General features: G+C 68.6%; 14 protein-coding genes. 11 read left to right on the top strand and 3 right to left on the bottom strand.

The features are described 5' to 3' along the window. Nucleotides 1-15: 15 nt before the first annotated feature. Nucleotides 16-915 carry a YihY/virulence factor BrkB family protein gene (locus tag ACS5PM_RS14150; RefSeq protein ID WP_439388285.1) on the top strand — a complete coding sequence of 300 codons (900 nt, stop codon included), beginning with the start codon at nt 16-18 and terminating at the stop codon, nt 913-915. On the opposite strand, the gene cobA is transcribed toward ACS5PM_RS14150, so the two are convergent. After that, nucleotides 848-1,612 (bottom strand): uroporphyrinogen-III C-methyltransferase, encoded by a 765-nt coding sequence (gene cobA / locus ACS5PM_RS14145; RefSeq protein ID WP_439388618.1) that lies wholly within the window; start codon nt 1,610-1,612, stop codon nt 848-850. The two genes, ACS5PM_RS14150 and cobA, sit on opposite strands and share 68 nt — an antisense overlap. 209 nt (nt 1,613-1,821) lie before the next feature. On the opposite strand from cobA, the gene ACS5PM_RS14140 reads away from it, so the two are divergent. From ACS5PM_RS14140 to ACS5PM_RS14095, 10 genes are all read left to right on the top strand, one after another. Beyond that, complete coding sequence (locus ACS5PM_RS14140) at nt 1,822-3,546, top strand: cytochrome D1 domain-containing protein (protein WP_439388284.1); 1,725 nt, start codon at nt 1,822-1,824, stop codon at nt 3,544-3,546. Between the two features lie 18 nt (nt 3,547-3,564). Beyond that, the gene (locus ACS5PM_RS14135) at nt 3,565-3,873 is read left to right on the top strand and encodes a c-type cytochrome (protein ID WP_439388283.1); all 309 of its coding nucleotides are present in this window, start codon (nt 3,565-3,567) and stop codon (nt 3,871-3,873) included. A 434-nt stretch (nt 3,874-4,307) separates the two neighbouring features. Then, nucleotides 4,308-4,604, top strand: coding sequence for a c-type cytochrome (locus tag ACS5PM_RS14130; protein WP_439388282.1), 297 nt, complete (start codon nt 4,308-4,310; stop codon nt 4,602-4,604). Nucleotides 4,605-4,606: 2 nt separating this feature from the next. Further along, nucleotides 4,607-5,794, top strand: a complete 1,188-nt coding sequence (locus ACS5PM_RS14125; RefSeq protein ID WP_439388281.1) for a cytochrome D1 domain-containing protein — start codon at nt 4,607-4,609, stop codon at nt 5,792-5,794. Beyond that, a complete protein-coding gene (gene ahbB, locus ACS5PM_RS14120; RefSeq protein ID WP_439388280.1) occupies nt 5,794-6,801 on the top strand; it encodes a siroheme decarboxylase subunit beta in 1,008 nt (335 codons plus the stop codon). The genes ACS5PM_RS14125 and ahbB (ACS5PM_RS14120) overlap by 1 nt, the downstream gene beginning before the upstream one ends. Further along, complete coding sequence (locus tag ACS5PM_RS14115) at nt 6,788-7,270, top strand: Lrp/AsnC family transcriptional regulator (protein WP_439388617.1); 483 nt, start codon at nt 6,788-6,790, stop codon at nt 7,268-7,270. Before ahbB (ACS5PM_RS14120) ends, ACS5PM_RS14115 begins: the two co-directional genes overlap by 14 nt. After that, complete coding sequence (ahbB, locus tag ACS5PM_RS14110) at nt 7,257-7,739, top strand: siroheme decarboxylase subunit beta (RefSeq protein ID WP_439388279.1); 483 nt, start codon at nt 7,257-7,259, stop codon at nt 7,737-7,739. The genes ACS5PM_RS14115 and ahbB (ACS5PM_RS14110) overlap by 14 nt, the downstream gene beginning before the upstream one ends. 1 nt (nt 7,740) lies before the next feature. Beyond that, a complete protein-coding gene (nirJ, locus tag ACS5PM_RS14105; RefSeq protein WP_439388278.1) occupies nt 7,741-8,931 on the top strand; it encodes a heme d1 biosynthesis radical SAM protein NirJ in 1,191 nt (396 codons plus the stop codon). Continuing rightward, nucleotides 8,924-10,519, top strand: a complete 1,596-nt coding sequence (locus ACS5PM_RS14100; protein ID WP_439388277.1) for a cytochrome D1 domain-containing protein — start codon at nt 8,924-8,926, stop codon at nt 10,517-10,519. The genes nirJ and ACS5PM_RS14100 overlap by 8 nt, the downstream gene beginning before the upstream one ends. 116 nt (nt 10,520-10,635) lie before the next feature. Then, nucleotides 10,636-11,265, top strand: coding sequence for a hypothetical protein (locus ACS5PM_RS14095; protein WP_439388276.1), 630 nt, complete (start codon nt 10,636-10,638; stop codon nt 11,263-11,265). 53 nt (nt 11,266-11,318) lie between these two features. On the opposite strand, the gene ACS5PM_RS14090 is transcribed toward ACS5PM_RS14095, so the two are convergent. Then, nucleotides 11,319-12,497, bottom strand: coding sequence for an acetyl-CoA C-acetyltransferase (locus ACS5PM_RS14090; protein ID WP_439388275.1), 1,179 nt, complete (start codon nt 12,495-12,497; stop codon nt 11,319-11,321). 36 nt (nt 12,498-12,533) lie between these two features. Then, complete coding sequence (locus ACS5PM_RS14085) at nt 12,534-13,457, bottom strand: alpha/beta fold hydrolase (RefSeq protein WP_439388274.1); 924 nt, start codon at nt 13,455-13,457, stop codon at nt 12,534-12,536. Nucleotides 13,458-13,469: the final 12 nt, after the last annotated feature.

The raw sequence follows: 13,469 nt of genomic DNA, 5'->3' as shown, positions 1-13,469 counted from the left end.
CGAAAGGGGCGCGAAATGGCCCGCTCGCCGCTGCATCTGAAGGAGCTTTTCGGCCTGCTCAAGGACGCCTTCAGCGCCTGGCTGGACGACTACGCTCCCAGCATGGGCGCGGCCCTGTCGTATTACACGCTGTTCTCCATCGCGCCGCTGCTGCTGATCGTCATCGGCGTGGCCGGCCTGGTCTTCGGCGAGCAGGCCGCGCGCGGCGAGATCATGGGCCAGCTCGCCGACCTGGTGGGCACCGAGGGCGCCCGCACCATCGAGGACATGCTGGCCACCGTGCGCCTGGAAGACCGCAGCCCCTGGGCGACGGGCTTGAGCATCCTCGCGCTGGTGGTGGGCGCGACCACCGTCTTCGGCGAGTTGCAGAACGCGCTCAACCGCATCTGGCGCGGCACGCACATCAAGCCGCATGGCCTGGCCGGCCTGTGGCAGCTGGTGCGCACGCGCTTGCTCTCGCTCGGCATCATCCTGTGCCTGGGCTTCCTGTCGATGGTGTCGCTGGTGTTCAACGCCGTGCTGGCCGCGCTGTCGGGCTGGTGGACGCCGCTGTTGGGGGGCGACGCGGCGGTGCTGGCGCAGGCGGTCGATTTCACCGTCAGCTTCGGCCTGGTGACGGTGATGTTCGCCATGCTCTACAAGTGGGTGCCCTACAACAAGGTGCAGTGGCGCGAAGTGTGGATGGGCGCAGCGCTCACGTCGTTGCTGTTCACCCTCGGCAAGGCCGGCATCGGCTACTACATCGGCAAGAGCAACGTGGCCAGCGCCTTCGGTGCGGCAGCGTCGCTGGTGGTGGTGATGGTCTGGGTCTACTACTCGGCGCAGATCTTCCTGCTCGGTGCCGAGATCACCTGGGCCTATGCACAGCGCTACCGGCCGAAAGCAGCGGCTGCAGCGACACCACCGAGCCGATGATCAACAGCGCGGGCGGCCTCACGGCGTGCTCGCGAGCCAGGGCCGGCAGCGTCCCCAGCGTGCCCACGAGGCAGCGCTCGCCCGGCAGGGAAGCGCGCTCGACGATGGCCGCCGGCGTGTCGGCCGTCAGGCCGTGGTCCACCAGGCGGCGGCTGATGAGGGGCAGCGTGCCCACGCCCATGTAGATCACCACCGTCTGCCTCGGGCGGGCCAGCGCGTCCCAGTCGAGCTCGGGTTCGCTGTCCTCCCGGCCATGGCCGGTGGCGAAGACCAGCGTCGCGGCATGCGCGCGATGGGTCAGCGGAATCCCGGCGTTGGCCCCGGCTGCCTGCGCGGCGCTCAGGCCCGGGATGACGGTGAAGGGGATGCCCTCGCGCGCCAGGCCTTCCGCCTCCTCGCCGCCGCGGCCGAAGATGTAGCCGTCGCCGCCCTTGAGCCGCAGCACCGGCCGGCCGCTGCGGGCCAGGCGCACCATCAGCTCGATGATGGTCGGCTGCTCCATCGTGTGGCTCGACGACTCCTTGCCGACATAGATCAGGTCGGCATCCGGCGGCACGAGCTGCAGCACCGCCTCGCCGACCAGGTGGTCGTAGAGCACGACGCTGGCATGGCGCAGCGCGTTGGCGGCCTTCACCGTCAGCAGCTCGGGGTCGCCCGGGCCGGCGCCGACGAGCGTGACAGCCGCCACACCGGACATGGCGACGGGCGAAAGGCTGCGGTACAGCGTGGGGTCGTCGGCCAGTTTCATCGCAAGCAGCGGTGGGCGCGCCGCGGCGCGAATGACCTGCATGTTCCTCGGCACATCCGGTCCCGTCCTTGAAATAAATCAATGACGGGGCCCGGAGCCGGGCAGACGATGCGCTCGCACTCAAGCCAGATCACCCGCCCCTCAAGAAGGACCATTCCATGAAGACCACCACGCTGTTCCGGCTGGGCGTCGTCGCGCTCGCCGCGCTCGCCTTCGCCGCGGGCACCCGGGCCGAAGAAAAGAAGGACCTGACCCAGCCCGAGATCAATTACCAGGCCGGCGGCTCGCCGCTGGGCGCCGAGCCGATGTACCAGAGCACGAACCCCAAGGCCCCGGCGATGACGCTGGCCGAGTTCGAGCTGGCCCGCAAGACCTATTTCGAGCGCTGCGCCGGCTGCCACGGCGTGCTGCGCAAGGGCGCCACCGGCAAGCCGCTGACGCCCGACATCACCCTCGGCAAGGGCACCGACTACCTCAAGGTGTTCATCGCCTACGGCTCGGCCGCCGGCATGCCGAACTGGCTGACCTCCGGCGAGATGGACGAGAAGACCGTCGACGTGATGGCCCGCTACATCCAGCAGGACCCGCCCACACCGCCCGAGTTCGGCATGGAGCAGATGAAGACCACCTGGAAGGTCATCGTCCCGCCGGACCAGCGGCCGAAGAAGAAGATGAACTCGTACAACATCGACAACATCTTCTCCACCACGCTGCGCGACACCGGCGAGGTCGCCCTGATCGACGGCGACACCAAGCAGATCATCAACATCGTCAAGACCGGCTACGCGGTGCACATCTCGCGCCTGTCGGCCTCGGGGCGCTACCTGTTCGTGATCGGGCGCGACGCCAAGATCAACATGATCGACCTGTGGATGGAAAAGCCCGACAACGTGGCCGAGATCCGCGTCGGGCTGGAAGCCCGCTCGGTCGACACCAGCAAGTACAAGGGCTACGAGGACAGGTACGCCATCGCCGGCAGCTACTGGCCGCCGCAGTACGTGATCATGAAGGGCGACACGCTGGAGCCGCTGAAGATCGTGGCCACCCGCGGCATGACGGTCGACAAGCAGGAGTTCCACCCCGAGCCGCGCGTGGCCTCTATCGTCTCTTCGCACTACAAGCCCGAGTTCGTGGTGAACGTGAAGGAGACCGGCAAGACGCTGCTGGTCGACTACTCGAACATCGAGGCGCTGAAGACCACCGAGATCGGCACCGCGCGCTTCCTTCACGACGGCGGCATGGACTCGACCGGGCGCTACTTCATGGTGGCCGCCAACCAGAGCAACAAGATCGCCGCGGTGGACCTGAAGGAAGGCAAGCTCGAGAAGCTGATCGACGTGGGCAAGATCCCGCACCCGGGCCGCGGCGCCAACTTCGTGCACCCGAAGTTCGGGCCCGTGTGGTCCACCGGCCACCTGGGCGACGACAGCATCTCGCTGATAGGCACCGACCCCAAGGGCCACAAGCAGTACGCCTTCAAGAAGGTCGCCGAGCTCAAGGGCCAGGGCGGCGGGGCGCTGTTCATCAAGAGCCACCCGAAGTCCACGCATCTGTACTCGGACACGCCGCTGAACCCGGATCCCAAGATCTCGCAATCGGTGGCGGTGTACGACATCAGGGACCTCGACAAGGGCTTCACCGTGCTGCCCATCGCCGAGTGGGCGGACCTGAAAGACGACGGCGCCAAGCGCGTCGTGCAGCCCGAGTACAACAAGGCGGGCGACGAGGTCTGGTTCTCGGTCTGGTCGGCCAAGAACAAGCAGAGCGCGATCGTGGTCGTCGACGACAAGACGCTGAAGCTGAAGACGGTGATCAAGGACCCGAGGCTCATCACGCCGACCGGTCACTTCAACGTCTACAACACCCAGCACGACATCTACTAGCCTCCCGGGAGAAGCACGATGACACGCACTGCACTGATGCTTTTCCTCGGCGCATTGGCGCTGGGCACCGCCCAGGCCACGCCCGAGGAGGCGATGAACAAGGCCGGCTGCATGGCCTGCCATGCGAAGGACAAGAAGCTCGTGGGGCCGTCGTTCAAGGACATCGCGGCCAAGTACAAGGGCCAGGACGTCTCCGCCAAGCTCGCGGAGAAGGTCCGCAAGGGCGGCTCGGGCAGCTTCGGCCCGATCCCGATGGCCCCCAATCCGCCGGACAAGATCAGCGATGGGGACCTGAAGGACGCGATCGCGACGATCCTGTCGTCCTGAGTGCCGTGAACCATCCGCACCCCGTTCAACCTGAGCTTGTCGAAGGGTCCGTTGCACAGGGCCCTCGCCTTCGACAGGCTCAGGCCGAACGGTGGCACCTCCCCGTTCACCCTGAGCTTGTCGAAGGGTCCACCGCACAGGCCTCTCGCCTTCGACAGGCTCAGGCCGAACGGTGGCACCTCCCCGGTCACCCTGAGCTTGTCGAAGGGTCCACCGCACAGGCCTCTCGCCTTCGACAGGCTCAGGCCGAACGGTGGAGGGGTGCACCGGTCGAACGCCACCCTGCTGAACCGGAACCCCACGCCCCCGTTCACCCTGAGCTTGTCGAAGGGCCCACTGCACAGGGCTCCCGCCTTCGACAGGCTCGGGCCGAACGGTCCACGGCGGTCGAGGGACTCTTTGCGGGCGGGCAATGGATCGCGATCGGCGCCGCCATGCTCGCCCTGGCCGGCGGTGCGCTGGCCGAGCCCACCAGCGGACGCCAGCAGCAGCTCGTGCGCATGGTGCGGCAGGACTGCGGCTCCTGCCACGGCATGCGGCTGACCGGTGGGCTCGGGCCGGCGCTCACGCCCGAGGCGATGAGTTCGCTGCCCACCGAGAGCATCGCCGCGACCATCTTCCACGGCCGGCCCGGCACGCCCATGCCGCCCTGGCGCGCGATGCTCGACGAGAGCGAAGCACGCTGGATCGCCGAGCGCCTGCAGGCCGGCCTGACCGACGAGGTGCGTTGACCATGCGCCGACGCGAACTTCTCCTGGCTTCCGGCGCGGCCCTCACGCTCACCGGCTGCGCCACCCCTGCGGCATTGCCCGAGCTGCGCGGCACCGGCGACCTCGGCGTGGTGATCGAACGCGCCCGCGGCACGCTGGCCATCGTCGACACCAGCGAGCGGCGCGTCATCGCCGAGGTGACCGGGCTGGGCGACCTCTCGCACGCCTCGGTCGTGTTCTCGCGCGATGCCCGCTTCGCCTACGTGTTCGGCCGCGACGGCGGGCTCACCAAGGTCGACCTGCTGGCCCGCCGAATCACCGCGCGCATCGTTCAGGCCGGCAATTCGATCGGCGGCGCCATCAGTGCGGATGGCGCGCTGGTCGCTGCACAGAACTACCAGCCCGGCGGGGTGAAGGTGTTCGACGCGCGCACGCTGGCCCTGGTCGCCGACCTCCCCGCCGAGGCCGTGGGCGGCAAGCCCTCGCGCGTGGTCGGCCTGGTGGACCTGCCCGGACGGCGCTTCGCGTGGAGCCTGCTGGACGCCGACGCGATCTGGATCGCCGATCTCAGCGAGCCCTCGTCACCGCGCGTGACGAAGCTCGAAGGCATAGGCCGCATGCCGTACGACGCGCTCGTCACCCCCGACGGCCGCCACTACATCGCGGGGCTGTTCGGCGAGGACGGGCTGGCGCTGGTGGACCTGTGGCAGGAGCGGCCCGCGGCGCGCCGCATCCTCGCCGGCTACGGGCGCGGCCAGGAGCCGCTGCCGGTCTACAAGATGCCGCACCTGCGTGGCTGGGCGGTCGCGGGCCGCCGCGCCTACCTGCCGGCCATCGGCCGCCACGAGGTGCTGGTGGTGGACACCGAGACCTGGGCCGAGGTGGGGCGCATCCCGGTCGCCGGCCAGCCGGTCTTCGTCATGGCACGGCCCGACGGGCGGCAGGTGTGGGTCAACTTCGCGGTGCCCGACTACGACCGCGTGCAGGTCATCGACACGCCGACACAGCGCATCGTCACCACGCTCACGCCGGGCAAGGCGGTGCTGCATCTCGAATTCACACCGCGCGGCGAGACGGTGTGGATCAGCAGCCGTGACGACAACCGCGTGAGCGTCATCGATACGCAGAGCTTCGCGACCGTGGCCACGTTGAACGTGGATTCGCCGAGCGGCATCTTCTTCACCGCGCGGGCCACGCGGATGGGACTGTGATGGACAAGCTTCGCCTCACCCTGCTCGACCGCTGGCAGCACGGCTTCCCGCTCGTGCGCGAGCCCTTCGCGGCGATCGCCGCCACGCTCGGCCGCCGGACGGACGAGGTGCTCGCCACGTACGCTGCCGCGCAGCGCGAAGGAGCGCTCGGGCGCATCGGCGGCGTGTTCGGTGCGGGCGCGGGCGGATCGGCATTGCTCTGCGCAATGGCCGTGCCGCCTGCCCGATTGGAAGCCGTGGCCGCCATCGTCTCCGCCCATCCCGGCGTGAACCACAACTACCAGCGCGAACACCAGCGCAACCTCTGGTTCGTGCTGACCGGGCGCGGTGCGGACGCGGTGGAGAACGCCCTGAGAGGGCTGGAGCAAGCGACGGGGCTGACCGCACTTCGCCTGGCCATGCAACGCGCCTACCGCATCGACCTCGGCTTCGCGCTCGGTGGACGCACGTCCGCGCATCCACCTCGCGCATCGCGCCGTGCCCTCCCGGTGGCGCTGCACGAGCGGCCGCTGGCCGCGCTGGTGGAGGACGGCCTGCCGCTCGTCGAGCGCGCCTTCGACCACTGGGCCACCGCGTTGGGCATCCCACCCGACACCGTGCTCGCGCAGCTGCAGGCCTGGCTGGCCAGTGGCACCCTCAAACGCTTCGGCGTCGTCGTGCGCCACCACGAACTGGGCTACGACGCCAACGCCATGACAGTGTTCGACGTGCCCGATGAGCTCGTCGACCGCTGCGGAGAAGCCCTCGCCGCCACCCCCGGCGTCACCCTCGCCTATCGGCGCGGCCGCGCTCCGGGCTGGCGATACAACCTCTATTGCATGGTGCACGGCCGCGACCGCCACTCGGTGCTGGCGGTCATCGACGCCGCGCGCCATGCGGCCGGCCTGCAGCGCGTCGAGCACGCCGTGCTCTTCTCCTGCCGGCGGTTCAAGCAGACGGGCGGCCGCTACTTCGCCGACGCGCACCCGAAGGAGCACGCGCATGCCACCGCCGATGCTGTCGCCTGAGGACGTTCGGCTCCTCACCCGGCTGCACGGCGACCTGCCCCTGAGCGACCGGCCCTTTGCCGAGGTGGGTGCGGAGCTGGGCCTGGACGAGGACGCGCTGCTCGAGCGCCTGCGCGCGCTCTTGGCCCAGGGCGTGCTGACGCGCTTCGGCCCGCTGTTCCAGATCGAGCGCGCCGGCGGCCGCTTCGTGCTGGCGGCGCTGGCGGTTCCGGAGCATCGCTACGAGAGCGTGACGGCGCTGGTGAACTCCTTGTCCGAAGTCGCCCACAACTACCGCCGCGAGCACGCGCTCAACATGTGGTTCGTCGTCGCCGCCGAGTCGCCCGAGAAGACTGCCGCCGCGCTGGACCGCATCGAAGCGCTCACCGACCTGCCGGTGTTCGCCTTCCCCAAGGAGCGCGAGTACTTCGTCGAGCTGAAGCTGCCGCTGGATCACCTGACGCAGGAGCCGCCCGATGGCGCTCGATGATTTCGACCGCGAGCTGATCGCCGCCACCCAGGGCGGCCTGCCGCTGGTGGCGCGGCCCTACGAAGCCGTGGGCGCGATGCTCGGCGTGCCGGGCGAGCGGGTGCGCGAGCGGCTGGCCGAGATGCTGGCCTCGGGCCTGGTGCGCCGCATAGGCGCGGTGCCCAACCACTACCGCCTCGGCTACACGGCCAACGGGATGAGCGTGTGGGATGTGGACGATGAGCAGGTCGACGCGCTCGGCGCCCGGGTCGGTGCCTTGACTTTCGTCAGCCACTGCTACCGCCGGCCCCGCCATGCTCCGGCCTGGCCCTACAACCTTTTCGCGATGCTGCACGGCCGTTCGCGGGAGGAGGTGGAGCGGCAGGCAGGCGAGATCGCCGCCCTGCTCGGCACGGCCTGCACAGGCCACGAGATCCTGTACTCCACCGCCATCCTGAAGAAGACCGGCCTGCGCCTGCCCGAGACCTGACATGTTCCGCATCAGCCAGTACCTGCGCGAGCTCGCGCAAGCCGAACGAGACGGCCGCTGGCCCGTGCCGCGACGCGCGGCATCGAACGAGCCGCCCGGCCCGGTGGTGATCTGGAACCTGATCCGCCGCTGCAACCTCACCTGCAAGCACTGCTACGCGCTCTCGGCCGACCACGACTACGCCGGCGAGCTGACGACGAGCGAGGCGTATGCGGTGATGGACGACCTTCGGGCCTTCCGCGTGCCGGTGCTCATCCTGTCGGGCGGCGAACCGCTGATGCGGCCCGACGTCTTCCAGCTCGCGGCGCATGCCAAGGCCATGGGCTTCTACACCGGCCTGTCGACCAACGGCACGCTGATCGACGAGGCCATGGCCGACCGCATCACGCAGGTCGGCTTCGACTACGTGGGCATCAGCCTGGACGGCCTGCGCGAGACGCACGACCGCTTCCGCCGCCAGCAGGGCGCCTTTGATCGCAGCCTCGCTGCGGTGCGGCACCTGCGCCGGCGCGGGGTCAAGATCGGTCTGCGCTTCACCATGACCGCGCTCAATGCGCATGACCTGCCGGCGCTGCTGGATCTGATGCGCGAAGAGCAGGTCGACAAGTTCTACTTCTCGCACCTGAACTACGCCGGCCGCGGCAACATCCACCGCGGCAAGGATGCGCACTTCGCCGCCACCCGCGCCGCCATGGACCTGCTCTTCGAGCGCGCGTGGGAGGCCGCCTGCGAAGGCCGCCTGGAGGACTACGTCAGCGGCAACAACGACGCCGACGGCCCCTACCTGCTGCAGTGGGCCAGTGCCCGCCTGCCGCGCTGGCATGACGCGCTGCGCCAACGTCTCGTCGCCTGGGGCGGCAACGCCAGCGGGCTGCACGTGGCCAACATCGACAACGTCGGCGAGGTGCACCCCGACACCATGTGGTGGCACCACGGCCTGGGCAATGTGCGCGACCGGCCCTTCTCCGCCATCTGGGCCGACACCAGCGACCCGCTGATGGCCGGGCTGAAGCGCCAGCCGCGCCGCGTGTCCGGCCGCTGCGGCACCTGCGACCACCTGGCCATCTGCGGCGGCAACACGCGCGTGCGCGCCCAGCAGCTCACCGGCGACCCCTGGGCGCCGGACCCGGGCTGCTACCTGAGCGACGAGGAGATCGGCCTGCGCGCGCCTCAAGTGAGCGCCCATGCCTGAGCTGGCCGCTCGCCTGGCCAAGATCCTGCTGGCCGCCGGGCTGGTGTGGATGGGCAGCGACCTGGCCCGGGCTGAAGAGGTCGCCAGGCCCGAGGCGGCAGGGCTTTATGGTCAGCATTGCGCCAGCTGCCACGGCGCGCAACGTACCGGCGGCATGGGCCCTGCCCTGCTGCCCGAGAGCCTGGAGCGGCTGCGCCCCGCCGACGCGCGCAGCGTGATCGACAAGGGCCGCCAGGCGACGCAGATGCCGGCCTTCGGCGCGACGCTGAGCGCGCCCGAGATCGACGCCCTGGCGCGCTGGGTCTACCAGCCAGTCGAGCCCGCGCCCTCGTGGAGCGAGGCGGACATCCGCGCCTCGCGCGTCGAGACACCGGGCTGGACCGACTGGCCGGCGAAGCCGCAGTGGAAGGCCGACCCGATGAACCTGTTCGTCGTGGTCGAGGGCGGCGACCACCACGTGTCCATCGTCGACGGCGACCGCTTCGAAGTCATGCACCGCTTCGCCAGCCGCTACGCGCTGCATGGCGGCCCGAAGTTCACGCCCGATGGCCGCCACGTCTTCTTCGGTTCGCGCGACGGCTGGATCACCAAGTTCGACCTGTGGAACCTCAAGGTGGTGGCCGAAGTGCGCGCCGGCCTGAACATGCGCAATGTCGCCGTCAGCGGCGACGGCCGCTGGGTGATGGCGGCGAACTATCTGCCGCGCACCCTCGTGCTCTTCGATGCCGACCTGAAGCTGCAGAAGAGCTACGACGCCGCCACGCTCGACAGCGCACAGCACTCGCGCGTGTCCGCCGTGTACGACGCCGCCCCGCGCAAGAGCTTCGTCGTGGCGCTCAAGGACATCGCCGAGCTGTGGGAAATCTCGTACGACCCCCAGGCCGAGCCCATCCACGACGGCTACGTGCACGATTACCGCATGGGCGAGGCGATCGCCAAGCCGGGCTACCTCGGCGTGCGCCGCACGCCGCTGCAGGAGCCGCTGGACGATTTCTTCTTCGACCCGGCCTACCGCCACGTGATTGGCACCGCCCGCCCGCGCAGCCCCGATGCCGCGCCCACGGCCCAGGTCGTCAACCTCGACATCCGCAGGAAGGTTGCCGAACTGCCCATCGCCGGCATGCCGCACCTCGGCTCGGGCATCAGCTTCGCCTTCAACGGCAGCACCGTGCTGGCCAGTCCCAACCTCAAGACCGGCGCGATCGACGTGGTCGACCTCAAGACCTGGAAGACCATCGCCACCGTACCGACGCCCGGCCCCGGCTTCTTCATCCGCAGCCACGAGGCCACGCCCTACGCCTGGGCCGATTCGATGATGAGCCCGCAGGCGAAGGACACGCTGACGCTGATCGACAAGCGGACCTTGCAGCCCGTGGCGAGCGTGCGCGAACCCGGCAAGACCCTGGCCCACATCGAATTCACCCGCGACGGCCGCTACGCCCTGGCCAGCGTCTGGGAGATGGACGGCGCCATCGTCGTCTACGACGCGACCACGCTGAAGGAGCTCAAGCGCCTGCCGATGAGCAAGCCGGTGGGCAAGTACAACGTGTGGAACAAGATCACGAGGTCGGAGGGGACGTCGCACTAGGGGCGGCTACCGACCGTGAATGTGCGACGGGTTTCTCCCTGATTCGGAGATCGGGCCCAGCCGCAGCATCGCGGCAGCAGGCGAAGCAGATGCGTCACCAGTCCCGGAGGCCAATCATGCGAGGCGTTTTCGTTGCTGCCATCGCGACGCTCGGTCAGGTTGCATGCGGGATGGCATGCGCCGAGACCAAGTATCGGCTGACCGAACTGCCGGTCAAGACGGCGCTGATCGACAGAGACGCCCCGGCCGCTGGAATTGACAGTTCCGGAAATGTGTTCGTGGATGTCGTCCAGGCCCACCCGAATCCCGAATTCAGCTGGGCACAAGTCGCCTTCGATCTCGGCTTGCCCGACATGGATGGTGTAGTCAACGCTACTGCAAGGGCGATCAACGCATCGGGGACTGCGGTCGGTTGTTCCTATGACAAGTACTTCCACTATCGCGTGGCACGTTTTGAGAATGGGAGGGCGGATGATTTGGGAACACTGGGCAGTGGGTACACATGCGCATTTGCGATCAACGGCGCTGGCGTCATCGGTGGCTCTGGGGACAACTTCGGCCGCGCCTTCATCACCGAAGGGTCAAGGCTCGTCGATCTGAACAACCGGATCAGCCGCTGGGACCAAGTCCAGTACACCTTGGTGAGCGTGTTGGCCATCAACGATTCCGGTCAGCTGGCGGTGACGGCGTACAGCCAGGCCAAGCGTGCCTGGATCGCTGTGCGCCTGGATCCCGTCGAGCCCTGAGAGCACTACTTGCGGGGGCGTCCCGACAGTACAGGCCATTGCCCTTCTTTCCATCAGAGCGTTTCGAGCGCCAGCGCTATGCCCTGACCGCCGCCGATGCACAAGGTCACGATGCCCCGCCTCAAGCCGTCGCGTCGCATCGAATGCAGCAAGCGCGTGGTCAGCACGGCACCCGTTGCGCCGATGGCATGACCGTGGGCGATGGCGCCACCCTCGACGTTGACGATGTCTTCCGGCAGGTCCAGCTCACGCAGGCAGGCCAGCGTGATCGCGGCGAATGCCTCGTTGATCTCTATGCGCTGGATGTCCGTGCGCTTCCAGTGGGCGCGTTCCAGAGCCAGCCGGACCGCCGGCACCGGCCCGATACCGAACATGCCCGGCTCCACCGCCGCGACGCCGTGCGAGACCAGGCGAGCCCATGGCTTCAGCCCGTGTTTCTCCGCAAAGCCTCGCTCGGCAACGATCATCGCCGCCGCGCCGCTGTTGAGCCCGGGCGCGTTGCCGGCAGTGATCGTTCCGTCCTTTCGAAACGCCGGCTTAAGCTTGGCCAGGGATTCGACCGTGGTGTCGGGCCGATTGGCTTCGTCCGTGGAGAAGCTCACCGGCCCCTTGCGGCCGGAGAGTTCGATGGCGACGATCTCTTCCACGAACTTGCCGGCGGCCTGAGCCCCGCTGAAGCGTTGCTGTGAGCGTGCGGCCCAGCGATCCTGGTCCTCGCGCGTGATGCCGTACCGAGCGACGAGATCCTCGGTATGCCAGCCGGAGTGCTGACCGCTGAAGGAATCATTCAGGCCGTCTCGCAGCATGCTGTCCAGCATCTGCGCGTCCCCCATGCGTTGTCCCCAGCGCGCGCCGGGCATCAGATAGGGAGCCTGGTCCATGTTCTCCATGCCGCCGGCCACCGCAGCCGCGGCATAACCCGCCGCGATCTCGAGTGCCGCCGAGGCGATAGCCTGTGCACCCGATCCGCACACCCGATTCACCGTCAGGGCGGGCACCTGCACGGGCAGTCCGCCGCCGATGGCAGCTTGTCGTGCCGGATTCATCCGGGCGCCGGCCTGGATCACGTGTCCCATCACGACGGTGTCGACGGCTTCCAGGCCCGAGCGATGCAGGGTCTCGCGAATCACCGTGGCGCCCAGTGCGGACGCGGGCGTTTCCTTGAGCGAGCCGCCATAGCTTCCGATCGGTGTTCGGACGGGCGCGCAGAGAACGATGTCAGGAGTGGGCATGAGAGCACCTCAGGGGGTTGCGGGTCAATCGAAAGATCAGGCACCAGAGGCCGCGGCTTCTGGAACGCTCGCGAGTCGCATCGCGTCGTTCAACACCTTGGCCGCCACGTCCGGCCGCTCGAGGACGATGAAGTGGCCGGCGCCAGGCACCTGGACAAACTCGGCTGCGGGCAGGAGCTGCTTGTTGGCCTGTCGGTCCGAGGGCCTTGACCAATCCTTCTCTCCGTAGATGAGGTGGATGGGTGCCTTGACCTCGGGGTAACGGGCGCGTGCCGCGATGAGACTGGGCAGGTTCCCGTACACCGCGCGGGCAACGACCGGATAGCCGGGCCGACGTCCGACCTTCAACAGTTCATCGAGGTAGTCATCGCGCAGGGCGGCGGTGTCGCCGAGACCCCCATGGAGCACGGCGCGCACGATGGGCTTGGGCTGGACTCCGGCGACGGTCGGGCCGACAACGGGCGCCAGCGCGCCGGTCACGACGAACCGGGCCAGCAGGCTGGACCGCGCGATGCCGCCCGCAAAGTCATAGGCATTGATCGCCACGACACGCCGCACCCGCTCGGGCAGATCGGCGGCGGTGGTGAGGGCCAGCGTTGCGCCCATCGATTCGCCGAGCAGCGTCACGTCGCGCAAGTCGAGTCGGGTGATGAGGCTCTTGACCGCCTCGCGCATGGCCGGCTCCTCATAGGAGGCGCCCGGCACGATCTGCGAGTAGCCCATTCCCGGGAGATCGAGGGCATACACCGTGTACCGGTCCCGGACCAGCGGGATGAGGTGGCGGAAGTGCTCAGCCTGGGTGCGCACGGTGTGCAGCAGGACCAAGGGCGGTCCCATTCCGCCCGAGAGATAGCGCAGTCGCCCCATGCCCCTGTCCTTTGGGCCGAGCGGGTCGAGGAAGCGCTCCTCGGTTCCAGGAATCCTGATGGCAGAAAGTCGATCGTTGCTGGTCAGCGGCACGGTGGGCCTCCT

It is taken from the genome of Ideonella flava (assembly GCF_051857595.1).
Lineage (GTDB): Bacteria > Pseudomonadota > Gammaproteobacteria > Burkholderiales > Burkholderiaceae_C > Ideonella.
The sequence above is the reverse complement of the archived record's forward strand: the minus strand, read 5'-3'. Positions and strand labels throughout refer to the sequence as shown.